Origin of the sequence: Streptomyces longispororuber (genome assembly GCF_014656095.1) — a bacterium.
Classification (GTDB): Bacteria; Actinomycetota; Actinomycetes; order Streptomycetales; family Streptomycetaceae; genus Streptomyces; species Streptomyces longispororuber.
The window spans coordinates 1-24,198 of sequence record NZ_BNBT01000073.1; the positions used below are offsets into that span (position 1 = coordinate 1).

The window sequence follows — 24,198 nt, forward strand, 5'->3', positions numbered from 1 at the left end:
GGCCGCGCGAGCGTGGCGGCGAGCGGGCCGACCGCGACGAGCACGAGGCAAAGCGGCCGAGGTCGCCCGGGCCGTCGCGCACCCGGGCGCCGGAGCCCACGCCGCCCGCCGCCACGTCCGAGCCGCCGGTGGGCGACGGCTCCGCCGAGGCCCAGGTGCTCGCGCTCGTGAACGAGGAGCGGGCCAAGGCGGGCTGCCGCCCGGTGCGCGCGGACGACCGGCTCGCCGCGCTCGCCGAGGCCTTCAGCGCGGACATGGCCGCACGCGGGTTCTTCGCCCACACCGACCCCGACGGCGCGACCCCGTGGGACCGCGCCGAGAAGGCCGGCATCAAGGACCTCGGCGGCGAGAACATCGCCCGCGGCCAGACCGACGCCCGGGCCGTGATGGACGCCTGGATGAACAGCCCCGGCCACCGGGCCAACATCCTCAACTGCGACTACAAGACCCTCGGCGTCGGCGCCCACTTCGCCCCCGGCGGCCCGTGGTGGACGCAGGACTTCGGCTTCTGAGACCCGGCGGTACGCGCGTACGGCGGTACGCCGGTCAGGCCGCCGCGGCCGCGCGGCCCGTGATGAAGGTGCGTGTGGTCTCGGTGACGCGGCGGCCCAGGTGCTCGGCCGTGGCGATGTCCGCCTTGTGCACGGCCTCGGGGCCCTCGTCGGAGTTGGTCTGGGCGGCGGCGCCGGAGAAGAAGCCGAGGCGGTTGAGGTCGTGCTCGGAGCCCTCGCTGGAGTTCCAGCCGGGGAGCAGGCCGAGGTTGACCCAGTGCATGCCCTGCTGCGCGGCCAGCGTCTGGAAGTACTGCAGGGTGTGCAGCTTGTCGCCGCTCTTGGACGCGGAGTTGGTGAAGCCCGCGGCGATCTTGTCCTGCCAGGCGCGGGTGAACCAGCGCTTGGACGAGGCCTCCGCGAAGACGTGGAAGGCGCCCGAGGCGGTGCCCATGTAGGTGGGCGAGCCGAAGACGATCGCGTCGGCGGCGTCCAGGAGCTCCCACTGCGCCTCGGTGATCTCGTCGACCTTGATGAGGTGCACGGTGGCGCCCGCCTCCTCGGCGCCGGTGCGGACGGCTTCGGCGACCACGGCGGTGTGGCCGTAGCCGGAGTGGTAGGCGATCGCGACGACAGGGCTGGACATGACAGTGCTCCTCTGGTGAACGGGGGTGCTCGGGTACGGCGGCGGGGACACAGCCGCTCACCGCTGCACCAAGGAAAGCACTAACTTTTGGTTAGCGCAATCCTTGGGCTAGCGCTGCCCAGGAGTACGCTTGTGGTATGGACTTCACCGCACCAACCGCCACGGACGGCGCCGCCTCCGACGCCGATCTGGCGTACAACGTCTTCGCCCGGAACTGTCCCTCGCGCGCCACGCTCGAACACGTCACGGGACGCTGGGGCGCGCTGACGCTCGGCGCGCTGCACGACGGCACGTTCCGGTTCAACGAATTGCGCCGCCGGGTGGACGGCGTGAGCGAGAAGATGCTGTCGCAGACGCTGCACGCCCTCGAGCGGGACGGCCTGGTGCACCGCGACGCGCAGCCCACCAACCCGCCGCGCGTGGACTACCGGCTGACCCCGCTCGGGCAGCGGGTCGCCGAGCGCCTGCTGGCCCTGATCGCGTGCGTGGAGAGCGCCCAGGACGCCGTCATCGAGGCCCAGCGGGCCTACGACAGCCGCGAGGGCCTCGGCGGGCGCTGACAGCGCGGGCAGAAGTAGCTGGAGCGGTTCATCCAGGGCCGCCGCCGCATGAGGGTGCCGCACCGACGGCACGGCTCGCCCTCGCGCCCGTACGCGTCGAGGGACCGGTCGAAGTAGCCGGACTCCCCGTTGACGTTCACGTAGAGGCTGTCGAAGCTGGTGCCGCCGACGGCGAGGGCCGCGTTCATCACGTCCCGTACGTGACCGAGGAGTTCCATGGTCCGCGGGCGCGTGAAGGTGGCGGTGGGGCGCTCGTAGTGGAGCCGGGCGCGCCAGAGCGCCTCGTCGGCGTAGATGTTGCCGACGCCGCTGATCAGCGACTGGTTGAGCAGCGCGCGCTTGATCGTCGTACGGCTGCGGCGCAGCGCCGCGTGGAAGGCGTCGGCGTCGAAGCGCTCGTCCAGCGGGTCGCGGGCGATGTGCGCGATGACGTCGGGCAGGCCGTCCGGCGAGGTGTCGTGCAGCGAGAGCCCGCCGAAGGTGCGCTGGTCGACGAAGCGCAGCTCGGTGCCCACGGTGTCGGCGAAGCGGACTCGGATCCGCAGGTGCTTCTCGTCCGGCGCCTGCGCGGTCTTGACCAGGAGCTGCCCGCTCATGCCGAGGTGGGCGAGGACGGCCGCGCCGGTGTCCTCGACCGGCAGCCACAGGTACTTGCCGCGGCGGCTCGGGGTGCCGATGCGGTGGCCCTTGAGGCGGTGCGCGAAGTCGTCGGCGCCCGCGACGTGCCGCCGTACGGCACGGGGGTGCAGGACCTCCACGTCGGCGACGGTCCGGTGCGCCACCCAGCGCGCGAGCCCCCGCCGCACGACCTCGACCTCGGGCAGCTCGGGCACAGGACTCCTCCGGTGGGGCGGGCGTGGTGGTTCCGGCAGCGTACCGCGTGGGCATACGCGTCACCCCCGCCGGACCGGGTCCGGCGGGGGTGCGCGGGGAACAGCGGGGGCGTCAGGCGGAAGCCGCGTCCGGGGACGGCGAGGCGGGGGCCTCGGCGGCCTTGGCGCGCTCGTCCGCGGCGGCGCGAATGGCACGCCACGCGGACTCGGCGGCCTGCTGCTCCGCCTCCTTCTTGCTGCGGCCGGTGCCGGTGCCGTACGAGACGCCTCCGACGCGGGCGGCAGCAGTGAAGGTCTTCTCGTGGTCCGGGCCGCTCTCCGTGACGAGGTACTCGGGCACGCCGAGGTTCTCCGTCGCGGTCAGCTCCTGGAGGCTGGTCTTCCAGTCCAGGCCGGCACCGAGGTTCGAGGACTTCTCGATCAGCGGGTCGAAGAGCCGGTGCACCAGCTCGCTCGCCGCGTCGAGTCCCTGGTCCAGGTAGACCGCGCCGATCACCGCTTCGAGGGTGTCGGCGAGGATGGAGGCCTTGTCCCGGCCGCCCGTGCCCTCTTCGCCCCGGCCGAGCCGGATGAAGGAGCCCAGGTCGAGGCCGCGGCCCACCTCCGCCAGCGCACGCGAGTTGACCACCGCGGCCCGCAGCTTGGCCAGTTGGCCTTCGGGCAGGTCGGGGTGGGTGCGGTACAGCGTGTCCGTGACGACGAGGCCGAGGACGGAGTCCCCGAGGAACTCCAGGCGCTCGTTCGTCGGCAGGCCGCCGTTCTCGTACGCGTACGAACGGTGGGTGAGCGCACGCACCAGAAGGGCGGACTCGAGCTGATACCCGAGCCGCCCTTCCAGAAGCGTGTGGGACGAGGCCGCGTTGTTGCTGTCTGCCATCGTGGCGTCTTCCGCCTTCTTAGGGCTAGACACAGCGCCTCTCACCAGCCGCTCAGACCTCGAGGACCTGGCGCTTGTTGTAGGTGCCGCAAGCGGGGCACGCGATGTGCTGCAGCTTCGGCTCCTGGCAACGCTCACACGAAACCAGGGTGGGGACCGCAGCCTTCCACTGCGACCGGCGGTGGCGCGTGTTGCTGCGCGACATCTTCCGCTTCGGAACAGCCACGGCTACTTCTCCTGCTTCTCGTCGACGCCCGCTTCCGCTTCGGCGCCGCTCATCTCGTCCTTCTCGCCGCCCTTGACGGATTCGGCGAGTCCCTGCAGTGCCGCCCAACGGATGTCGACGGCGTCATGGTGGTGGTCCGGGTCGTCCGCGAGCCGCACTCCGCACTCGGAGCACAGGCCCGGACAGTCTTCCTGGCACACCGGCTGCATCGGCAGTGCGAGCACCACCGCGTCCCGCAGCACGGGCTCGAGGTCGAACATGCCGTCCTCGAGGAAGAGCCTGTCCTCGTCGTCCTCGGCGTCGTCGGCCGGTTCCGCTGCGCGGCCCCGGTCGTCGGCGTCAGGGTACGAGAACATCTCCTGGAACTCCGCGTCGAGCGCGAGCTCGACCGGCTCCAGACACCTTACGCACTCCCCCTCGGCCGACGCACGGGCGGTGCCTGTGACAAGCACCCCTTCCATGACCGACTCGAGGCGGATCTCCAGCTCCACCGGCGCGCCCTGCGGCACGCCGACGACACCCTCGACACCGAACGGCGCCGGGGCGCCGGGAGCGTCGACGGTGCGGGTCAGCCGCTGCAGGGCACCGGGACGCCGGCCCAGCTCGTGCGTGTCGAACACGAGGGGGTTGCGGTGGTCGAGGCGCGTACTCAGGGCTGTTCCTGCTTTCGAGATCCTGGGGACTGGCAAGGAGGCCGCCGCACGGGCGCCGCCGAGAGGGCGACGTGAGCGGGCAGCCCGGATCGCGGGGATACGCGCGACCGAAGAGCCAGGATACTGGACCTTTCGCTCTCGGCCCAATCCGGTCCCCGGCCGCCTGCGGGGACCGGGTCAGCGGCCCTGTTCGTACTGGCGGAGCTGCTCCGCGCTGATCATCGTGGTGTCGAAGAGGCTCGTCTCGTCGAGTACGGCGGGCGCGGCGCCCTGCCGGCCGTAGCCGTGCGGCTGCGGGGCCTGCTGCGGCTGCTGGGCGGCGTACTCCTGCTGCGGGTACGCGTACGGCTCCTGGGGGTAGCCGTACGGATCCTGCTGGCCGTACGGCTGCTGGTAGGCATACGCGTCCTGGCCGCCGTACCGGTCCTGCTGCCCGTACGGGTCCTGCTGGTCCTGCTGCCCGTAGGTCCCGTGCTGGTCGTAGGCGTACGGGTCCGGCTGGTGGTCGGGGCGCGGCGGGGCGTACGGCGCCTGGGCGGGGACGCGGGGGGCGGCCGGGGCTCCGGGGGCGGTCGCGGGCCGGGGCGGCTCGGGGGTCTCGGCGAGGTCCGCGAGGTAGTCGGCGTCGGAGGTGTGGCCCGCGTGCTCGCCGGCGGTCGCGCCGAGCTCGCCGAGCTCGTCGGCGGGGGCCCGGCCGTGGAGCTGCTGGCGGCCGCGGCCGACGGCGTCCAGGGTCTTGGCGAGGACGGCCTCGATGGCGCCGAGCTTGGCGTCCACGTACGCGTCGGCGTCGCGGCGCAGCGCCTCCGGGTCGTGGCCGCGCTCGGGGGCGTCGTCGAGCTCGGGGTCGTAGCCGTGGTCGCCGGGGCCCGGGGCGGTGCCGCGGAGCTTCTCGCGGCCGCGGCCGACGGAGCCGAGGGTCTTGGTGAGGACGACCTCGAAGTTGGCGAGCTTGGAGTCCACGTAGTCGTCGGCCTCGGCGCGGATCTCGTCGGCCTGCCTGCGGGCCTCGGCGAGGATGCGGTCGGCCTCGCCCTGGGAGCGGCGGGCGACCTCCGTGTCCGAGATGAGCGTGCCGCGCTCGGCGTGCGCGGACTCGATGATGCGCTCCGCCTCCTGCCGGGCCTGCTCGACGAGCTGCTCGCGGCCGCCGATCAGCTCCTGGGCCTGGGCGAGGGAGCCCGGCAGGGCCTGGCGCACTTCCTCGAGCATCGACAGGAGCTGGGCGCGGTTGACCACGCACGAGGCGGACATGGGCATGGACTTGGCGCTGCCGACCGCCTCGACGATCTCGTCGATCTTCTTCTGCACGTCCACCGCGGGCTCGCCACTCTCTACGGGGTTGGGAGAAGGACGGGACGACTGTAGCCCTTGATCAGCCCTTGCCGAGGCGCTTGTCGAGGGCTTCCAGCACGACCGGGGGAACGAGGTGCCCGATGTCGCCACCCCAGGCCGCGACCTCCTTGACCAGCGAGGAGGACAGGAAGCTGTAGGCGGGGTTGGTGGGCACGAACAGCGTCTCGACGCCGGAGAGGCCGTTGTTCATCTGGGCCATCTGGAGTTCGTAGTCGAAGTCGCTGACCGCGCGCAGGCCCTTGACGATGGCCGGGATGTCGCGTTCCTTGCAGAAGTCGACCAGCAGGCCGTGGAACGACTCGACCTGGACGTTGCCGAACTCGGTGGTGACCTGGCGGATCAGGTCGATGCGCTCCTCGATCTCGAAGAGGCCCTTCTTCGACTGGTTGATCATCACCGCGACGTGTACGACGTCGTACAGCTTGGAGGCGCGGGCGATGATGTCCAGGTGTCCATTGGTGATGGGGTCGAACGACCCCGGACAGACGGCGCGGCGCAACGGAAGTCCCTCGCTCTCCGGTCGGGTCATGGCGCGATTCTCTGTTCGTCGCACGTAGAGGCGGCGCGACCGTACCAAAACGTGCCTTCGCCGTAGCGACGGGACCGAAGCCCCTCGAACCCGTCCGGCCAGCCGAAGACTCCGCCCCTCGTACTGCGTTCAACGGTGACGAGCGCGTCGTCCGCGAGCCAGCCCGTCGAGCGGAGTGTGAGCAGGATCTCCCGAAGATCGTCGTCGCCCACCGCGTAGGGGGGGTCGAGGAAGGCCAGGTCGTAGGGGGCACTAGGGGTGGTGTCCCGGATGATCTGTGCGGCTTTGCCCGCTCTGACCTCGGCTCCGGGCAGGCCGATCGACCGGACGTTGTCGCGGATGGTGCGCACCGCGCGGGCGTCGGCCTCGACGAGCAGGGCGTGCGCGGCGCCCCGGGAGAGCGCTTCGAGGCCCACCGCTCCGGAGCCCGCGTACAGGTCGAGGACGCGGGCGCCGTCGAGCGTGCCCTGCAGGGCCTGCCAGGTGGAGAACAGGCCTTCGCGGGCGCGGTCCGACGTGGGCCGGGTGCCCGTGCCCGGCGGGACGGACAGGCGGCGCCCGCCGGCCGTGCCGGCGATCACGCGGGTCATCTGGGTCTCTGTGTCCTTCGGCTGGGAGCGGGGGGTGTCCTCACGATATGCCGTACTCCCGCGTCATCCCCTGTCGGGCCTTCGCGGTCCTGCGCGGTCCTTTCCGGGCCCTCGCGGTCCTTTCCGGTCCGTGCCCTCTTCCGTCATCCCTTGTCGAGGTACTGCTCGCGCTCCTCGTCCAGGAGGGCGGCCAGGGCCGTGCGGAGCTCCGGCAGGTGCTCCAGGCCGGGGTCGCGGGCGACCACGGCGGTGGCCTCCTCGCGGGCCGCCGCGATGATCTCCTCGTCGTCGATGACGGCGAGCATCCGCAGCGAGGAGCGGACGCCGGACTGGGCCTGGCCGAGCACGTCGCCCTCGCGGCGCTGCTCCAGGTCGATGCGGGAGAGCTCGAAGCCGTCCAGGGTGGACGCCACCGCGCCCAGGCGGGCGCGGGCCGGGGCGGCCTCCGGGGCGTCCGTGACCAGGAGGCACAGGCCCGGCGCGGAGCCGCGGCCGACGCGGCCGCGGAGCTGGTGGAGCTGGGAGACGCCGAAGCGGTCGGCGTCCATGATGACCATCGCCGTGGCGTTCGGGACGTTCACGCCCACCTCGATGACCGTGGTGGCGACCAGGACGTGGGTCTCCCCCGCGGCGAAGCGGCGCATCACCGCGTCCTTGTCGTCGGGCTGCATCCTGCCGTGCAGGACCTCGACCCTCAGGCCCCGCAGGGGGCCGTGGGCGAGCTGCTCGGCGACGTCGAGGACGGCCAGGGGCGGGCGCTTGTCGGCCTCGTCGTCGGCGGCGGACTTCTTGCCCTTCTTGGGCTGGTCCCCCTCGTCCCCGAGGTCGTCGCCGATGCGGGGGCAGACCACGTACGCCTGGTGGCCGTTCTCCACCTCCTCGCGGACGCGCTCCCAGGCGCGGGCGAGGAAGTGCGGCTTGTCCTGCGCGGGCACCACGTGGCTGGAGATGGGCGAGCGCCCGGCGGGGAGCTGGTCGAGCACGGAGGTCTCCAGGTCGCCGAAGACCGTCATGGCGACCGTGCGCGGGATGGGCGTGGCCGTCATCACCAGCAGGTGCGGCGGCTGCTTGCCCTTGCCGCGCAGGGCGTCGCGCTGCTCCACGCCGAAGCGGTGCTGCTCGTCGACGACGACCAGGCCCAGGTCGTGGAACTGCACCTTGTCCTCGATCAGCGCGTGCGTGCCGATGACGATCCCGGCCTCGCCCGTGGCGAGGTCGAGCAGCGCCTGCCGCCGGGCCGCCGCGCCCATGGACCCGGTGAGCAGCGTGACCTTGGTGGCGTGCTCGGCACCGCCGAGCAGGCCCCCCTCGGCCAGCTCCCCCATCATCTCCGTGATCGACCGGTGGTGCTGCTGGGCGAGCACCTCGGTGGGCGCGAGCATCGCGGCCTGCCCCCCGGCGTCCACGACGGCGAGCATGGCGCGCAGGGCCACCATCGTGTTGTGCGTCACCGTGAAGTTGTCGGTGACGTACGCCCGTGTCGGGTGCGCGACGCTGATGCACTGGACCGGCTTGCGTCCGACGAAGTCCACGCTGCGGATGCCTCGGCGGAAGGTGTGGTACTTCGGGCGCTCACGGACGCGTTCCGCCTTGCGGGTCAGCCGGAAGGGGGCGTACTCGGCGGGCAGGGCGACCGACACGTTGAACGCGGCCTTCTCCGGCAGGACCCGCGCCCGGCCGCCCAGGGAGCGAACGAGCCAGGCGACGTCTTCCGCGAGCCTCCGGGAAGCCGAGCACAGCGACACGCTCAGACCATCCGACTGAAGCGTGCCGTCCGTGTCCAGAAGACCCTGCAACAGTGCCAGTCGGTTCTTGATCGACGTGTTCTTGAACATGTCGGGGATGAACGTGCCGTGGGATGTCACACCCCACAGCTCCATGTCCCGCAGTGCCTGAATGACGGGGTGGCGAACGCCCCCGGCGCGCTGGGTGAGCTGGATGGTGTAGTCGCAGGCAGAGCCTGCGACGGGGACCAGGCGGCACTCCGGCGCCACAGCGGCCGCCGCGGCGTCATGGATCTCGGCATCGACGGTGGACAGCCGAAGATCGTGCCGGAACGACCCGTCGCCCAGCAGGAGACCGAAGAGGTAGGGGTCGAGGGGCAGCCCCTCATCACCTCCCAGGTCCACGGGTGTCGCAGCGGGCAGGTACCACTTCGACGACCCGTTCGCCTCGACGAGATCGAGCCGGATCTCTCGGGTCGTCAGGACCTTGGGGGCTTGGCCGCGGTGCCACCCGCAGCTCGTGCCGACGATCCAGAGGTGCTCGTCGTCGCACTCGACGGAACTGCCGTCCGACAACGTCAGACTCCAGACGTCACGCTCGCCCTGAGGGAACACTCCGTCGACCACAGCGACCTCTCCCGTGGGCACGACGACGGAGTCTCCCGGCTTCATGTCGCCCATCGGCTTGAACCCCTCCGGTGTCAGGACCAGCGCGTCGAGCGGCTGCGCCTTGCCGGAACCGACCTCGCCCTGGAGGAGGCGGTGCATGGGGTGCTCCGTCGCCAGGTCGGTGAAGATCTCCTCGGAGACGCGGCGCTGGCCGTCCGTGAGCTCGAAGGGCAGCTTGGCGTCGAAGGCGGTCAACAGGCCGTCCGGGCGGGGCCTGCGGGCGACGGCGGGCAGTTGGCTGTCCGCGAAGCGGCGCCGGGCCAGGGCGACCTGGAGGACGAAGGCCTCGTCCCACTTCAGGCGGTCGCGCGCGGTGGCGATGTCGGCCTTCGAGTGCGGCCGGTGGATCTTGAGGAGGGCCTCGGGCAGGGGGATGAGGCCGCGGCCCTCGCGCAGGCTCGGCGGCAGCGGGTCGAGCGCCTCGCGGGCGCTGGGCAGCACCGCGTCGATCGACTTGGCGATCTTCCAGGACTCCAGCTTGGCCGTGGCCGGGTAGATCGGGATCAGGGCGCCCGCCCAGGAGTCGACCGCCTCGGCGGCGGACTCCCCGTCGGCCCGCAGCAGTTCGTACGCCGGGTGGGCGAGCTGCGTCTTGCGGTTGAAGACGGAGACCTTGCCCGCGAACATCGCGCGGGTGCCCGGGAGCAGGTCCTTGTGCGGCTTGTGGATGCCGCGGCCGAAGAAGACGAGCTGGAGCCGGCCGCTGCCGTCGGTGATCGTGACCTCGAGCCGCTGGCCGCGGCCGCCGTTGAACTTCAGGATGCGGGCGTCGGCCACCTGCGCCACGACCGTGACGTGCTCGTCCAGGGGCAGGTCGGAGAGGTGGGTCAGCTCGCCCCGCTCGGCGTACCGCCGGGGGTAGTGGTGGAGCAGGTCGCCCACCGTGTGCAGGCCGAGGTGCTCGGCCATGACCTTGGCGGTGGCTTGGCCGAGGGCGTTCTTCAGCGGTTCTTGGAGCGCGTGCACGAGATCCATTGCACACCACGGCACTGACATCGTGGGGCCGGGCCTCGCGGGGCGCCCCAGTCCCGCCCCTTTCCCGAAACCAGGGGCTGCCGCCCCTGGACCCCGCTCCTCCGGCGCTCCGCGCCTCGTCCTCAGACGCCGGACGGGCTGGGATTCGCGCTGCCGGTGGTGGGTGGCTGTCGGCCTTCGGCCTCGTCCTCAAACGCCGGACGGGCTGGATTGTCGCGCTGTCGGCGGTTTGTGGCCGTCGGCCTTCGGCCTCGTCCTCAGACGCCGGACGGGCTGATTTCCCCCTCCCCTGCCGGGTGCTACTCCACGCCGATGAGGAGGAGGGCCGACTGGGGGCCGCCTCGGTAGAGGACCGTGTCCACGGCCAGGTGGCCGTCGCGTACGCGCTTCTGGAGCCGCTCCGCCACCTCGTCGGACACCTCCTCGCCCAGCACCAGCGTGACCATCTCGCCCCCGGCGGCCAGCATCCGGTCGAGGACGGCCTCAGCGGTCGCCGCGACCTCCGTGCCGATCACCGCGACGTCGCCGTCGATCAGGCCGAGGACGTCCCCGGCCTGGCAGATGCCCGCCGTCGTCCAGGACTGCCGCTCGGCGACGGCCAGCTCGGCGTACCGGGTGGCCCCGGCGGCCGACGTCATCGCGACGACGTCCTCGTCGAAGCGGCGGTCCGGCTCGTGCACGGCGAGCGCGGCGATGCCCTGGACCGGGGAGCGGGTGGGGATCAGGGCCACGCGCACGCCCTCGGAGCGGGCCTGCTCGGCGGCGGCCGCCGCGGTGTGCCGCAGCTCCGCGTCGTTCGGCAGCAGCACGACCTCGCGCGCGTGCGCGCGCCGGACCGCGTCCACGAGCTCGCCGCTCGCGGGCGGCTCCGCCGCGCGCGTGGGCGCCGTGGTCCCGCCCGCCTCCGCGTACAGGCCGCCGAGGCCCTCGCCGCGTACGACGGCCACGATGCCGCGCTGCGCGCGCTCGCGCGGCGGGCGCGGGGCGCGGGTGGTGTGCGCGTCGCCCGCGCCGAAGTGCGTGATGCGGATGCGGTACGGCCGGCCCGCCTCGACGCCCGCCTCGACGGCCGCGCCCGCGTCGTCCACGTGGACGTGGACGTTCCACAGCCCGTCGCCGCCGACGACGACGAGGGAGTCGCCGAGCGCGTCCAGCCGCGTCCGCAGCCGGGCGACGGCGGTGTCGTCCGCCTCCAGGAGGTAGATCACCTCGAAGGCCGGTCCGCCGCCGTCGGCGTGTTCGGCGGCGGCGTCCGCGGTTTCCCGCGGCTCCGGGTGCTCCCGCAGTTCCGGCGGCTCCTGCGGCTCCAGGCACTCGATGAACTCCGCGCACTCCTCGAGTTCCGCGTGCCCCTGGGTGCCCCCGTGTTCCTGGGAGCCCCGGTGTTCCTGGGTGTCCCCGTACTCCTGGGGGTCCCCAGGCCGCTGGGCGTCCCCGTGCCGCTGGGTGTCACCGTGCTCCTGGGCGTGTGTGTGCTCCCGGTCGGGTGCCCGTCCCTGGGCCTCCGTGCGCTCCTGGAGTCCGGTACGCCCCTGGGGGGCCGCGGTGCCCAGGGGGCCGGCCGTCACGGGGGCGGGGGGTGTGCTCGACGGGCTCCAGGGGGTCGGGGCGGCCGCCGTGGACCGTGCCGCGTCGCTCGTGCGGGCGTGCGCGCTCCACGGCCGCACCTTCTCGCCGGACAGTGCCGCCACCAGGGCCCCGAGGACCGCCACGAGCCCCTGCCCGCCGGCGTCCACCACGCCCGCGCGGCCGAGCACCGGGAGCTGGCCGGGGGTGGCCGCCAGGGCCGCGCAGGCGCCGTCGTAGGCCGCGCGCGCCACCGTGCCGCAGTCGGCCTCCGGCCGGCCGGCCGAGGCCGCCTCGGCCGCCGCCCCTGCGACCGTCAGGACGGTTCCCTCCACGGGGCGGGCCACCGCCTGGTAGGCGGAGCCGGCCGCGCGCTCCAGCGCCCGCGCCAGGCGCTGCCCGTCGGCGTGAGACGCGTCACCCTCGCCGTCGGCCAGCACCTGGGCCATGCCGCGCAGCAACTGCGCGAGGATGGTCCCCGAGTTGCCGCGGGCGCCGATCAGCGCTCCGTGCGCGAGGGCCCGCACCGCCTCGGTCAGGGTGGGCTCGCCGGGCTCGTGGCCCGCGAAGACGGCGTCCACGGCCTGGGTCGCCGACTCCATGGTCAGGTAGAGGTTGGTGCCGGTGTCCGCGTCCGCGACCGGGTAGACGTTGATCGCGTCGATCTCCTCGCGGGCCTGTCCCAGCGCCTCAAGAGCCAGTGCGCTCCAGGCGCGGAGCGCGACCGCGTCGAGGTTCTGCGGCAACTGTCGCCTCCTAGATAGCGTCCGTACGGCCTGGACGGCGGGATGGGACGCAGCGTAGACCCGGGTCAGGAGGGGTGGCCGGGGCGGGCCCCGCGTCGGCCATGGTAGTTTCGTTCTACCGAAGCGGTCGTTGTATGCTGCTCCGGTTGCCCGATACCCATCGGGCCATTCCCCTGGCAACGCCACCCAGATCATTCGCTCTGATCCCGGCATGCCGGGTTTAACCGTAAGTGCATCTGAAGTCTTTGGAGTGACCCGTGGCTGCCAACTGCGACGTCTGCGGCAAGGGGCCGGGCTTCGGCAACAACATCTCGCACTCGCACCGCCGTACGCCTCGTCGCTGGAACCCGAACATCCAGCGCGTGCGTGCCGTGGTCGGCGGGACGCCGAAGCGGCTCAACGCCTGCACCTCGTGCATCAAGGCCGGCAAGGTCTCGCGCTGACGCACGTTCTGCGCGGCCACCTGGCCGGTTACCGGAGAAGCCGGTCCCCTCGGGGGCCGGCTTTTTCGCGTACCCGGACCCAGCCGTCCGCCCGGACCCAGCCGTCCGCCCGGACCCAGCCGTCCGCCCGGATCCACCCGGACGCCTGAATCCGCCCGGTCGCCCGTACCCACCCCCGTACGTCCGGACCCGCCCGCACGCCCTGCCACCCGGCCCCGCGGCGCCACGGTCCCTCCTGCCAGAATCCCGCCCATGCGGTTCGGCATCCTCGGCCCCCTGGACGTACGCGCCCCTGACGGCGCCCCGGCCGACCCGGGCGGCCCGCGTCCCAGGGCGCTGCTCACCCTGCTCCTCCTGGACGCCGGCCGGGCCGTCCCCGTCGAGCGGCTGACCGACGGCCTGTACGGGGCGCGGCCGCCCAAGGGTGCCGCGAACGCGCTCCAGTCCCAGGTGTCGCGGCTGCGCAAGCGCCTCGGCGTGCGGATCGAGGGCACGCCCGCCGGCTACCGGCTCGTGGCCGCCCCCGAGGACGTCGACGCCCACCTCTTCGAGCGCCTGGCCCGCGAGGGCCGCGAGGCCCTGGCCGCCGGGTCGCCCGAACGGGCCGCCGCCCTGCTGCGCGAGGCGCTCGGCCTGTGGCGGGGCACCGCGCTCGCCGACCTGCCCGACGCCCCCGCGCCCCGCGCCCGGCTGGAGGGGCTGCGGCTCGCCGCCGTACAGGACCGGATCGACGCGGATCTGGCGGCGGGCGGCGGCCCCGGCCTCGTACCGGAGCTGCGGGAGCTGCTCGCCGCGCATCCGCTGAGCGAGCGCCTGTACGGGCAGCTCATGCGGGCCCTGCACGCGGACGGCCGCGCCGCCGAGGCGCTCGCGGTGTTCGAGGAGGCCCGGGGCACCCTCGCGCGCGAGCTGGGCGCCGACCCGTCGGCGGGGCTGTCCGCGCTCCACCTGGAGCTGCTGCGGGGCGCGGAGCCCGTGCGGCGGCCCGCCGTCCCGGTGCCGCTGACACCGCTGGTGGGCCGCGCCGCGGAACTCGACCGCATCCGTGAGCTGCTCGCCGGGTCCCGTCTGGTGACGCTCACCGGGCCGGGCGGCGCGGGCAAGACGCGGCTCGCGGTGGAGGCGGCCCGGGAGGTCGCAGGGGCGGGAGGCGTGTGCTTCGTGGAGCTGGCGCCGCTCGCCGGTGGCTCGCGGGTGGCGGACGCCGTACTCGGTGCCCTGGGGGTGCGGGACGGCTTCCACGCGCGCGGGGGCGACGCCACGGAGCGGCTCCTGGCCGCGCTGGAGGGCCGCGAGCTGCTGCTGGTCCTGGACAACTGCGAGCACGTGGTCGACGACGCGGCCCGCACCACCGCGCTGCTGCTCGGCGTCCACCCCGGCGTCCGGGTCCTCGCCACGAGCCGGGAGGCGCTCGGGATCACCGGGGAGGCGCTGTGCCCGGTGCCGCCGCTCGCCGCCGCGCCCGCGGTACGCCTCTTCGGGGAGCGGGCCGGGGCCGTCCGCCCGGACTTCGCGGACCGGGCGGCGGACCCGGCGCGGGCCGCGCTCGTCGGGTCCGTCTGCGCCGCGCTCGACGGCCTGCCCCTCGCCATCGAGCTGGCCGCCGCCCGGCTGCGCACCCTCACGCTGGAGGAGCTGGCGGCCCGGCTGGACGACCGGTTCCGGCTCCTGTCGCGCGGGGACCGCACGAAGGCGCCCCGGCACCGCACGCTGCACGCCGTGGTCGAGTGGAGCTGGGACCTGCTCGACGGGGAGGAGCGGGAGCTGGCCCGGCGCCTGACGGTGTTCCCGGGCGGGGCCACGCCCGCCGCGGTCGAGGCGGTGTGCGGGGTGCCGTACCCGGAGGACCTGCTGGCCTCGCTCGCGGAGAAGTCGTTCGTCGAGGCGGTCGGGGGGCGCTACCGGATGCTGGAGACCATCCGCGCCTTCTGCGCCCGGCGCCTCGCCGACGCGGGCGAGGAGGACGCGCTGCGGGCCGCGCACGCCGCGTACTTCCTGCGGTACGCCGAGGAGGGCGCGCCGCGGCTGCACGGCGCCGGGCAGGTGGTGTGGCTGGAGCGCCTCGCCGCCGACCACGCCAACCTGGAGGCGGCCCTGCGCCACCTCGTCCGCACCGACCCGCGCGCGGGGCTGCGGCTGAACGCCGCCCTGTCCTGGTACTGGCGGCTGCGCGGCCGGGCCGGGCAGCGGGCGCCGTCGGCCGCCGGCCTGCTCGCCGCCGTCGGGGACCGGGCACCGGACGGTCTGGCGGAGGAGTACGCGCTGTGCCTGCTCAACACGGTCGCGGGGGACGGCGACGACCCGGCCGAGCCGGAGCGGCTCGCGCGCGCGGAGGACCTCATCGCCTCCCTGGAAGGGCCGCTGCGGCTGCCGTTCCTGATCGTGCTGCAGTCACTCGCGGGCGGGCCGCGGCGGGAGCCCGAGGGCCGCGTCCGGGCGCAGCTCGACGGGCACCCCTGGGGGCGGGCCCTGCTGGACCTCGGGCGCGGCTTCCAGGAGCAGTTGGCGGGGCGGCCCGACGCCTCGGAGGCGGCCTTCGCACGGGCCCTCGCCGCCTTCCGGGGCACCGGCGACCGCTGGGGCATGGCCAACTGCCTGGACCCGCTGGCCATGTACGCCGACTGGCGCGGCGAGCGGCGGCGCGCCCTGGCGCTGCTCGACGAGGGGCTCGCGCACGTGCGGGAGCTGGCCGCCCCGGAGGAGACCGGTGACCTGCTGTGCCGTCGCGCGGCGGTCCTGCTGCGCGGCGGCGCCCTGGAGGAGGCCGCCGAGCACTACCGGCTGTCCGGGGAGCTCGCCCGTGCCTCCGGGGTGCGCGACAAGGTGGCGACCACGCTGCGCGGCCTCGGCGACGTGGCCCGGCTGCGCGGCGAGTACCCCCGCGCGCGGGAGTGCTACGAGGAGGCCCTGGAGAGGTGCGCCGCGAACTGGTTCAGCGTGGCCGAGACCGCCCGCATCCTCATCGGCCTGGGCCGGACCGCGCTCGCCGCCTCCCGCGCGGACGAGGCCGCCGAGTGGTTCACCCAGGCCCGGGACCTGGCCGTCGGCCCGGTGGGGGGTGGTGCGGTACTGGTGCCTGGTACCGGTACCGGTACCCGTACCGGCATCGGTGCGAGTACCGGCGTCGGTACCAGTACGCGTACCAGCATCGGTCCCAGCACCAACACCACCCCCGGCTTCGGCGAGCAGGCCGAGGTCGCCGAGGCCCTGGCCGCCGTCGCGGCGCGTCCCGAGGAGGCCGCCCGGCTCCTGGGCGCCGCCGCGGGCCTGCGCGGCACGCTGATCGCGGACGACCCCGACGTGGTGCCCCTCGTGCGCGCGGTGCGGGCCCGGCTGTCCCCGGAGGCGTACGAGAGGGCCTTCGCGCGGGGCCGCGGTGAGCGGGCGGCGGCCCTGCGGGCGTAGCCCCGGCAGCGCCTGCCGGTCAGCTCCGGCGCGCCGACGGTAAGCCGCCGGTAGGCCGCCGGTAAGCGGTGCCCCCGAGGCTCGGTCCATGACCACCACAGCGCACACCGCCGCACCCCTGTCCCACCTCTCCGTCCTGATCTCCGGCGCCAGTGTCGCGGGCCCCGCGCTCGCCCTCTGGCTGGCCCGCCACGGCGCCCGCGTCACCGTCCTGGAGAAGGCACCGGCCCTGCGCGAGGGCGGCTTCGCGGTCGACTTCCGGGGCCGCGTCCACCGCACCGTCCTGGAGCGCATGGGCATCTGGGAGGAGGTGTGCCGCCACCGGACGCACATGGGCCGCCAGACCCTCGTGGACGTCGACGACCGGGAGAAGGTGGACCTGCCCGCGTTCCTGATGAGCGGTGACGTGGAGATATCCCGCACCGACCTGTCGAGGATCATGTACGAGCGCACGAAGGACCACGTGGAGTACGTCTTCGGGGACTCCGTGGCGGAGCTCCGGCAGGGCTCCGGGGGCGTCGACGTCGCCTTCGAGCGCGGCGCGCCCCGCCGCTTCGACCTCGTCGTCGGCGCGGACGGCCTGCACTCGCACACCCGCCGCCTCGTCCTCGGCGACGCGTCCCGCCACCTGCGCCACCTCGGCTACTACGTGGCGGGCTTCGCCATGCCCAACGTCGCGGGTCTGCGCCGCTCGGCGCGGATGTGCAGCGTCCCCGGCCGCATGATCGCCGTCAGCAACCACGACGGCAGCCCGGAGCGCGGGGGCGCGTTCCTGGTGTTCCGGTCCGGGGAGCTGGCGTACGACCGGCACGACCTCGCGGAGCGGAAGGCGATCCTCGCCGAGCGGTTCGCCGACGTGCCCTGGACCTACGCGCCGCACGTCCTGGAGGCCCTCGATGCCCTGGAGGACGCCGACGACCTGTACTTCGACGCGATCGCGCAGGTCCACGTCGACCGGCTCTCCGTGGGCCGCGTCGTGCTCCTGGGGGACGCCGGGTACGGCGCGACGATGGGCGGCATGGGCACGGGCACGGCCCTGGTGTGCGCCTACGTCCTCGCGGGCGAGCTGGCCGTGGCGCGCGGGGACCACGCCACGGCGTTCGCGGCGTACGAGGCGGAGGTGCGGGAGTACACGAGGGGATGCCAGAAGATCTCGGGCAACGCGGGCCCTTTCCTGGCGCCGCCGACGGAGCGGAGGATCCGCAGCCGCGACCGGGCGTACCGGATGCTGAGCTCCCGCTTCCTCGCGGGCTTCTTCAAGCGCCTCACGGAGCGTGCGGCCGACGGCATCGCGCTGAAGGAGTACCCCGGCTACGGCGCGGGCGCGGTGTCCGCGGTGCCGTCCCTGAACCGCCAGGCGTGATCGACCGGGCCGATGCCGCCGCCCAGCGCGAACCCGGCGGCGATCGCCCCGGTGACGTACTCCTTGGCGGCCCGTGCGGCCTCCGGCACGGACCGCCCCCGCGCGAGACCGGCCGCGAGGGCGCTGGCCAGGGTGCAGCCGGTGCCGTGGGTGTGCCGGTTGTCGTGGCGCGGGGAGCGCAGCCAGTGCTCCTCGGAGCCGTCGGTGAGCAGGTCCACGGCCTCGTGCCCGCCGGGCAGGTGACCGCCCTTGATCACCACCCACGCGGGGCCGTACGCGAGGACCGCCCCGGCCGCCCGGCGCATGTCGTCCTCGGACCGGACGCGCACCCCGGTGAGCTGCGCGACCTCGTCCAGGTTCGGGGTCGCGACCGTGGCGACGGGCAGCAGCTTCGTACGGACGGAGTCGAGGGCGGAGGCGGCGAGCAGCGCGTCGCCGTGCTTGGAGACGCCGACGGGGTCGACGACGGCGGGGGCGTCGGTGCCTGCCAGCAACTCCGCGACCGCCTCGACCAGTTCGGCGGAGGCGAGCATGCCGGTCTTCACGGCCTGGACGCCGATGTCGTCGACGACGCTGCGGTACTGGGCGCGCACGGCCGCCACGGGCAGCTCCCAGGCGCCCTGCACGCCCAGGGAGTTCTGCGCGGTCACGGCGGTCAGCACGCTCATGCCGTGGGTGCCGAGGGCGAGCATGGTCTTCAGGTCGGCCTGGATGCCGGCACCGCCGCCGGAGTCGGAGCCTGCGACGGTGAGCACCCGGGGAGGCGCGGTCCGGGCCGCGGTCCGGGCCGGGGGCCGGGTCGGGGCGGAGGGCGCCATCAGTCGTGGCCCCCGTTGTCCCCGAAGTGGTCCCAGCCCTTGCTGGTCCACGGCGCGCCGTCGACGGTCACCTGGGGCATCGCCGAGGGGTTGAGGACCTCGCCGATGACCTTCCAGCGGGCGGGCAGCTTCACGTCCTGCGGGAACGTCGCGACGATGGCGTGGTCCTCGCCGCCGTTGAGGACCCACTGGAGCGGGTCGATGCCGACGGCCTGGGCGATGTCGTTCATCTGGGAGGGCACGTCCACGTCGCCGGAGCGGACGTCGATGCGCACCTTGCTGGCGTCGGCGATGTGGCCGAGGTCGGCGATGAGGCCGTCGCTCACGTCGGTCATGGCGGTGGCGCCGAGCCCGGCGGCCGCCGGACCCGCGTGGTAGGGCGGTTCGGGCCTGCGGTGGGCCTCCACGAAGGCGCGCGGCGAGCGGAAGCCGCGGGAGAGCACGGCGTGCCCGGCGGCGGACCAGCCGAGCCAGCCGGTGACGGCGACGACGTCGCCGGGCTGCGCGCCCGCGCGCGTGACCGGCTCGTGGTTGCGCAGGTCGCCGAGGGCGGTGATGGAGACGGTGATGGTGTCGCCGCGGACGACGTCGCCGCCGACGACGGCGGCGCCCGCCACCTGGCACTCGTCGCGCAGCCCGTCCATGAGCTCCGTGGGCCAGCTCGCGGGCAGGTCGGCGGGGACGACGAGGCCGAGCAGGATCGCGGTCGGCACGGCGCCCATGGCGGCGATGTCGGCGAGGTTCTGGGCGGCGGCCTTGCGGCCCACGTCGTACGCCGTCGACCAGTCGCGGCGGAAGTGCCGCCCCTCCAGGAGGATGTCGGTGCTCGCCACGACCCGGCGGTCGGGGGCGGCCACGACCGCGGCGTCGTCGCCGGGGCCGACGCGTACGGCCGGGGTGGAGGTGAGCCGCGAGGTGAGCTCCCTGATGAGCCCGAACTCCCCCAACTCGCCGACGGTGCCCTTCATGCGCGTAGTGCTCCTTCTGCCGCGGTCCGCTTGCGGTCGCGAGCCGTCCCTGTCGTCGGTACGGTCGACGTGACCGTCAACCTCTGTTGTCCGTCCGCCGTGATGTGCGCGGCGCGGCTCCCCCGGGTCTCCCCGTGGCGAGCGGCGACGCGGTACCGTGGCGTCCCTTTCCCCCACATGATCCTCGTGGCCGCCCTGGAGGTTCCGTGGTACAGGCGTACATCCTGATCCAGACCGAGGTCGGCAAGGCGTCGACCGTCGCCGAGCTGATCGGCAAGATCCCGGGAGTGATCCAGGCCGAGGACGTGACCGGTCCCTACGATGTCATCGTGCGCGCCCAGGCGGACACGGTCGACGAACTCGGCCGCATGGTGGTGGCCAAGGTCCAGCAGGTGGACGGCATCACCCGCACTCTGACCTGCCCCGTCGTGCACTTGTAGCCCCCGTCTACGCTTGGCCGGTGAACGTCTCCCGCCGGCTCCGCTCCCCGACCGGGCTGTCCGCCCTCGCACTGCTGCTCGCATGCGGGGGCTGCTCCTCAACGGACGACGCGGGCACGGCCGCGGTTCCCTCCCCGGGCGCCGAGGCCGCCGCGTGGTGCCGTGACCTGGACGCACGGCTGCCCCGGACGGTGGACGGCCTGGCCCGCCGGGACCCCGAGCCTGCGTCGCGGCTCACCGCCGGGTGGGGAGACCCGGCGATCATACTGCGCTGCGGGGTGGAGCGACCGGCCCGGATGAACGACCCCAAGGCCGACGGCGTGAGCGTGAACGGCGTGGGCTGGCTCCTGGAGAAGCGGACGGACGGCTCGTTCCGCTTCACCACGACGCTGCGCAGGGCGTACGTCGAGGTGACCCTGCCCGCGGAGCGGACGGGGGACGGCGTGGGCCCGCTCACGGACTTCGCCGCCCCCGTCAGGAAGTCGATCCCCGAGGGCATCGCGTAGCGGCGCCCCGCGGGGCGCCGCTGTGCGCCGTCGGCTAGCGCAGCCCGGTGGAGCGGCGCAGCGCCGCCTGGATCAGGCGGTCGACGAGCTCGGCGTAGCCGACGCCGCTCTTCTCCCACATCTGCGGGTACATGGAGATGGGCGTGAAGCCCGGCATGGTGTTGATCTCGTTGATGACGAACTGCCCGTCCTCGGTGAGGAAGAAGTCCGCGCGCACCAGGCCCTCGCAGGAGGTGGCCTCGAAGGCGTCCACGGCGAGCCGCTGGACCTCGGCGGTCTCCTCGGGCGTGAGCGGGGCGGGCACGAGGCCGGGCGTCGAGTCGATGTACTTCGCCTCGAAGTCGTAGTAGTCGTGCGCCTGCACCGGCGGGATCTCGGCGGGCACGCTCGCGCGCGGGCCGTCCTCGAACTCCAGGACGCCGCACTCGATCTCGCGGCCGCGCAGCAGGGCCTCCACGATGATCTTCGGGTCGTGGCGGCGGGCCTCCGCGATCGCCTCGTCGAGGCCGTCGAAGGAGTCGACCTTGGAGATGCCGATGGAGGAGCCCGCGCGCGCGGGCTTGATGAACAGGGGCCAGCCGTGCTCGCCCGCGAAGTCCGCGATCCGCGCGCGGGCGGCCTTCTCGTCGTTCTCCCACTCGCGCGGCCGGATCACCAGGTACGGCCCGACGGGCAGCCCGAAGGAGGTGAAGACGCGCTTCATGTACTCCTTGTCCTGGCCGACGGCCGAGGCGAGCACGCCGGCGCCGACGTACGGCACCCCGGCCAGCTCCAGGAGGCCCTGGAGGGTGCCGTCCTCGCCGTACGGGCCGTGCAGCACCGGGAAGACGACGTCGACCTCGCCGAGCGCCTTGGGCACCGAGCCGGGCTCGGTGAGGACGACTTCGCGGTCGGCCGGGTCGAGCGGCAGGACGACGCCGCCCTCGGCGGACTCGGCGAGGTCGCTGACGCTGGGCACCTGGCGGTCGGTGATGGCCATCCGCTCGGGCGCGTCGGCGGTCAGGGCCCAGCGGCCGTCCGCCGTGATGCCGATGGGCAGCACGTCGTACTTGGTGCGGTCGATGGCACGCAGTACGGCACCGGCGGTGACGACGGAGATCCCGTGCTCCGAGCTGCGGCCGCCGAACACGACGGCGACACGCGGCTTGCGGGACGGCTCCGAACCCGACGCGGGGCTCGGCTCAGGGCGCTGGGGGAGGTTCTCGCTGCTCATATCGCGACGAGCGTACCCGGTGCCCCAGGCAACGCCAGTGTCCCCGCACCCCACGGGCACGGCCTCGGGTACGCCCCGAAGAGCCACGAGGAGCGCCCGAAGGGGCGCGGGGAACGACGCGCGGAGCGCCCGAAAGGGCGCGGGGAACGACGCGCGGAGCGCCCGAAAGGGCGCGGGGAACGACGCGCGGAGCGCCCGAAGGGGCGCGGGGAACTGCGCGACCAGCCACGACCGACCTGCGGCGGACGAACAACCCGCCGCCCCCGGCCCACCCAGCACAGCACACCGCGCTCAGCGCACAGCCCCAAGGGGCGCGGGGAACTGCGCGACCAGCCACGAACCATCCGCAGCAAAGGAACGACCCCGGGCACCCCGAACCGCCCAGGCACAGCGCAGCGCACCGCGCACAGCGCCCGAAGGGGCGCGGGGAACTGCGCGACCAGCCCCAGACGGCCCGCAGCGAAGAAACAACCCCAGGCCATGAACCGCTCAAGCACAGCGCTCAGCGCTCGGGCTTGGCGCTCCGCGACATCAACTCCTTGAGCGCCACCATCGGCGGCGTCCCCTCGTGCACGATGCCCACGACCGTCTCCGTGATGGGCATGTCGACGCCGTGCCGCCGCGCCAGGTCCAGCACGGACTCGCAGGACTTGACGCCCTCGGCGGTCTGCTTGGTGACCGCGATGGTCTCCTGGAGGGTCATGCCCTTGCCGAGGTTGGTGCCGAAGGTGTGATTGCGCGAGAGCGGCGAGGAGCAGGTGGCCACCAGGTCGCCGAGGCCCGCGAGCCCGGAGAACGTCAGCGGGTCGGCGCCCATGGCGAGCCCGAGCCGGGTGGTCTCGGCGAGGCCGCGCGTGATGAGCGAGCCCTTGGTGTTGTCGCCGAGGCCCATGCCGTCCGCGATGCCGACGGCCAGGCCGATGACGTTCTTCACGGCGCCGCCGAGCTCGCAGCCGACCACGTCGGTGTTGGTGTACGGGCGGAAGTACGCGGTGTGGCAGGCGGCCTGGAGGCGCTGGGCGACGGCCTCGTCGCGGCAGGCGACGACGGAGGCGGCGGGCTGCCGGGCGGCGATCTCACGGGCGAGGTTGGGCCCGGTGACCACGGCGACGCGCTCGGCGGCGGCCTTGGTGACGTCCTCGATGACCTCGCTCATCCGCATGGCGGAGCCGAGCTCGACGCCCTTCATCAGGGAGACGAGGACGGTGTCGGGCGCGAGCAGCGGCGCCCAGGCGGCCAAATTGGCGCGCAGGGTCTGCGAGGGCACGGCGAGCACGGTGAAGTCGGCGCCGGCGGCGGCCTCGGCGGGGTCGGTGGTGGCGCGCAGGTTGCGCGGCAGCTCGACGCCCGGCAGGTAGTCGGGGTTCGTGCGGGTGGAGTTGACCGCCTCGGCGAGCTCGGCGCGGCGGCCCCACAGCGTGACGTCGCAGCCGGCGTCGGCGAGGACCATGCCGAAGGCCGTCCCCCACGAGCCGGATCCGAAGACGGCGGCCTTCAGGGTTCGGGTCACTTGCTCTCCTCCGGACGTCCCTGCTCCGAACTTCCCTGCCCCGCAAGGCCGCTGGGGCCCTCGTCGGCGACGGCGTCCGCCGACGGCTCCGCCTGGTTCACACCGGGTGCCTGGTTCCCCCCGGGCGCCTGGCCCGCCCCGGGCACCTGGCCCGCCCCGGACGACTGCGCGGCCCGCGCCGTCCGCGCCGTCCGCGCCGCCTCGCGCCGCTGCGCGATCCGCGCCTCGCGCGGGTCGTAACGCTTCTGCGGGGCCTTCTCCCCGCGCAGCTCCTCCAGGAGCTCGGTGATGGCCGCCATGATGGCCTCCGTGGCCTCCTTCAGGAGCTCGGGGGTCATCTCCTTGCCGTAGAAGCGCTCCAGGTCCACCGGCTCGCCGACCAGGACGTGGTGGGTCTTGCGCGGCAGCAGGTGGGGCTTCTTCGCGTACGGCGCGAGCACATGGTTGGCGCCCCACTGGGCCACGGGGAGGACCGGGCACCTGGTCTGGAGGGCCACGCGGGCGACCCCGGTCTTGCCCGTCATGGGCCACAGGTCCGGGTCGCGGGTGAGGGTGCCCTCGGGGTAGAAGGCGACGCACTCGCCGCGCTCGACGGCCTCGATCGCGGCGCGGAACGCGCTGAGCGCGTTGGTCGTCTCGCGGTAGACCGGGATCTGCCCGGTGCCGCGCATGACCGCCCCGACGAAGCCCTTCCTGAACAGGCCGTGCTTGGCGAGGAAACGCGGAACCCGCCCCGTGTTGTACTGGAAGTGGGCGTACACCAGCGGGTCGAGATACGAATTGTGGTTCACGGCGGTGATAAAACCGCCGTCGGCCGGGATGTTCTGCATTCCGCGCCAGTCCCGCTTGAACAGAACCAACAGCGGCGGTTTACAGATCACCGCCGCCAAGCGGTACCAGAAGCCGATTCTGCGGCGGGACACTCGGACACCTTCCTCCATAGGCCTGGTCGGCCGCACAAGTGTCGCCCCAGGCTGCCGTCCTGTCGAGAACACCGTACGCCCACCCGTCCGCGGCCACCGCTTCCACGCCGCCCCGGCACCGCGCTGACCGGCCATTTCGCGCACCCCGGGCCCCACGGGCCCGCTCCC

The 24,198-nt window shown here is 73.8% G+C and carries 22 protein-coding genes; 7 read left to right on the forward strand and 15 right to left on the reverse strand.

What is annotated here, in order from left to right; all coding sequences use genetic code 11:
- A partial coding sequence (locus tag IE330_RS21925; RefSeq protein WP_190137802.1) for a CAP domain-containing protein occupies positions 1 to 512 on the forward strand: 512 nt, incomplete at its 5' end.
- A gap of 34 nt (positions 513 to 546) precedes the next feature.
- Here the strand turns inward: IE330_RS21925 and IE330_RS21930 are convergent.
- The gene (locus IE330_RS21930; RefSeq protein WP_190137803.1) at positions 547 to 1,137 is read right to left on the reverse strand and encodes a flavodoxin family protein; all 591 of its coding nucleotides are present in this window, start codon (positions 1,135 to 1,137) and stop codon (positions 547 to 549) included.
- A gap of 137 nt (positions 1,138 to 1,274) precedes the next feature.
- Here IE330_RS21930 and IE330_RS21935 point away from each other — a divergent pair, with 137 nt between their 5' ends.
- The gene (locus IE330_RS21935; RefSeq protein WP_190137804.1) at positions 1,275 to 1,697 is read left to right on the forward strand and encodes a winged helix-turn-helix transcriptional regulator; all 423 of its coding nucleotides are present in this window, start codon (positions 1,275 to 1,277) and stop codon (positions 1,695 to 1,697) included.
- On the opposite strand, the gene mutM is transcribed toward IE330_RS21935, so the two are convergent.
- The 9 genes from mutM to IE330_RS21980 form a co-directional block, all read right to left on the reverse strand.
- Positions 1,664 to 2,530 (reverse strand): bifunctional DNA-formamidopyrimidine glycosylase/DNA-(apurinic or apyrimidinic site) lyase, encoded by an 867-nt coding sequence (gene mutM, locus IE330_RS21940; protein ID WP_190137805.1) that lies wholly within the window; start codon positions 2,528 to 2,530, stop codon positions 1,664 to 1,666. The two genes, IE330_RS21935 and mutM, sit on opposite strands and share 34 nt — an antisense overlap.
- 112 nt (positions 2,531 to 2,642) lie before the next feature.
- Positions 2,643 to 3,452, reverse strand: coding sequence for a ribonuclease III (gene rnc, locus IE330_RS21945; RefSeq protein WP_190137806.1), 810 nt, complete (start codon positions 3,450 to 3,452; stop codon positions 2,643 to 2,645).
- 7 nt (positions 3,453 to 3,459) lie between these two features.
- Positions 3,460 to 3,633 carry a 50S ribosomal protein L32 gene (gene rpmF, locus IE330_RS21950; RefSeq protein ID WP_030361955.1) on the reverse strand — a complete coding sequence of 58 codons (174 nt, stop codon included), beginning with the start codon at positions 3,631 to 3,633 and terminating at the stop codon, positions 3,460 to 3,462.
- Between the two features lie 2 nt (positions 3,634 to 3,635).
- Entirely contained in the window at positions 3,636 to 4,307 is a 672-nt protein-coding gene (locus tag IE330_RS21955; RefSeq protein WP_229925827.1) for a YceD family protein, read from the reverse strand.
- A gap of 156 nt (positions 4,308 to 4,463) precedes the next feature.
- Positions 4,464 to 5,603, reverse strand: a complete 1,140-nt coding sequence (locus IE330_RS21960; RefSeq protein ID WP_190137807.1) for a F0F1 ATP synthase subunit B — start codon at positions 5,601 to 5,603, stop codon at positions 4,464 to 4,466.
- A 58-nt stretch (positions 5,604 to 5,661) separates the two neighbouring features.
- Complete coding sequence (gene coaD, locus IE330_RS21965) at positions 5,662 to 6,141, reverse strand: pantetheine-phosphate adenylyltransferase (RefSeq protein WP_190137831.1); 480 nt, start codon at positions 6,139 to 6,141, stop codon at positions 5,662 to 5,664.
- A 26-nt stretch (positions 6,142 to 6,167) separates the two neighbouring features.
- Positions 6,168 to 6,761 (reverse strand): 16S rRNA (guanine(966)-N(2))-methyltransferase RsmD, encoded by a 594-nt coding sequence (rsmD, locus tag IE330_RS21970; protein ID WP_190137808.1) that lies wholly within the window; start codon positions 6,759 to 6,761, stop codon positions 6,168 to 6,170.
- 143 nt (positions 6,762 to 6,904) lie between these two features.
- Positions 6,905 to 10,129: a helicase-related protein gene (locus tag IE330_RS21975; protein WP_190137809.1), complete on the reverse strand. Its 3,225-nt coding sequence runs from the start codon at positions 10,127 to 10,129 to the stop codon at positions 6,905 to 6,907.
- Positions 10,130 to 10,428: 299 nt separating this feature from the next.
- Positions 10,429 to 12,441 carry a DAK2 domain-containing protein gene (locus IE330_RS21980; protein ID WP_190137810.1) on the reverse strand — a complete coding sequence of 671 codons (2,013 nt, stop codon included), beginning with the start codon at positions 12,439 to 12,441 and terminating at the stop codon, positions 10,429 to 10,431.
- A 257-nt stretch (positions 12,442 to 12,698) separates the two neighbouring features.
- Here IE330_RS21980 and rpmB point away from each other — a divergent pair, with 257 nt between their 5' ends.
- From rpmB to IE330_RS21995, 3 genes are all read left to right on the forward strand, one after another.
- A complete protein-coding gene (gene rpmB / locus IE330_RS21985) occupies positions 12,699 to 12,884 on the forward strand; it encodes a 50S ribosomal protein L28 (protein WP_030195073.1) in 186 nt (61 codons plus the stop codon).
- A 252-nt stretch (positions 12,885 to 13,136) separates the two neighbouring features.
- Positions 13,137 to 16,289: an ATP-binding protein gene (locus IE330_RS21990; protein WP_190137811.1), complete on the forward strand. Its 3,153-nt coding sequence runs from the start codon at positions 13,137 to 13,139 to the stop codon at positions 16,287 to 16,289.
- Between the two features lie 88 nt (positions 16,290 to 16,377).
- Entirely contained in the window at positions 16,378 to 17,652 is a 1,275-nt protein-coding gene (locus tag IE330_RS21995; protein ID WP_190137812.1) for an FAD-dependent monooxygenase, read from the forward strand.
- Here IE330_RS21995 and thiD read toward each other — a convergent pair.
- A complete protein-coding gene (thiD, locus tag IE330_RS22000) occupies positions 17,601 to 18,470 on the reverse strand; it encodes a bifunctional hydroxymethylpyrimidine kinase/phosphomethylpyrimidine kinase (RefSeq protein WP_190137813.1) in 870 nt (289 codons plus the stop codon). The two genes, IE330_RS21995 and thiD, sit on opposite strands and share 52 nt — an antisense overlap.
- Complete coding sequence (locus IE330_RS22005; protein WP_190137814.1) at positions 18,470 to 19,438, reverse strand: thiamine-phosphate kinase; 969 nt, start codon at positions 19,436 to 19,438, stop codon at positions 18,470 to 18,472. The genes thiD and IE330_RS22005 overlap by 1 nt, the downstream gene beginning before the upstream one ends.
- 206 nt (positions 19,439 to 19,644) lie before the next feature.
- On the opposite strand from IE330_RS22005, the gene IE330_RS22010 reads away from it, so the two are divergent.
- Both IE330_RS22010 and IE330_RS22015 read left to right on the forward strand, forming a co-directional pair.
- Positions 19,645 to 19,878, forward strand: coding sequence for an Lrp/AsnC family transcriptional regulator (locus IE330_RS22010; protein ID WP_016642988.1), 234 nt, complete (start codon positions 19,645 to 19,647; stop codon positions 19,876 to 19,878).
- Between the two features lie 20 nt (positions 19,879 to 19,898).
- Complete coding sequence (locus IE330_RS22015; RefSeq protein ID WP_190137815.1) at positions 19,899 to 20,384, forward strand: DUF3515 domain-containing protein; 486 nt, start codon at positions 19,899 to 19,901, stop codon at positions 20,382 to 20,384.
- A 34-nt stretch (positions 20,385 to 20,418) separates the two neighbouring features.
- Here IE330_RS22015 and IE330_RS22020 read toward each other — a convergent pair whose 3' ends face one another.
- From IE330_RS22020 to IE330_RS22030, 3 genes are all read right to left on the reverse strand, one after another.
- Positions 20,419 to 21,597, reverse strand: coding sequence for a D-alanine--D-alanine ligase family protein (locus IE330_RS22020; protein ID WP_190137816.1), 1,179 nt, complete (start codon positions 21,595 to 21,597; stop codon positions 20,419 to 20,421).
- A 502-nt stretch (positions 21,598 to 22,099) separates the two neighbouring features.
- Positions 22,100 to 23,107, reverse strand: a complete 1,008-nt coding sequence (locus tag IE330_RS22025; protein ID WP_190137817.1) for an NAD(P)H-dependent glycerol-3-phosphate dehydrogenase — start codon at positions 23,105 to 23,107, stop codon at positions 22,100 to 22,102.
- Entirely contained in the window at positions 23,104 to 24,030 is a 927-nt protein-coding gene (locus IE330_RS22030; protein WP_229925825.1) for a lysophospholipid acyltransferase family protein, read from the reverse strand. The genes IE330_RS22025 and IE330_RS22030 overlap by 4 nt, the downstream gene beginning before the upstream one ends.
- Positions 24,031 to 24,198 lie beyond the last annotated feature (168 nt).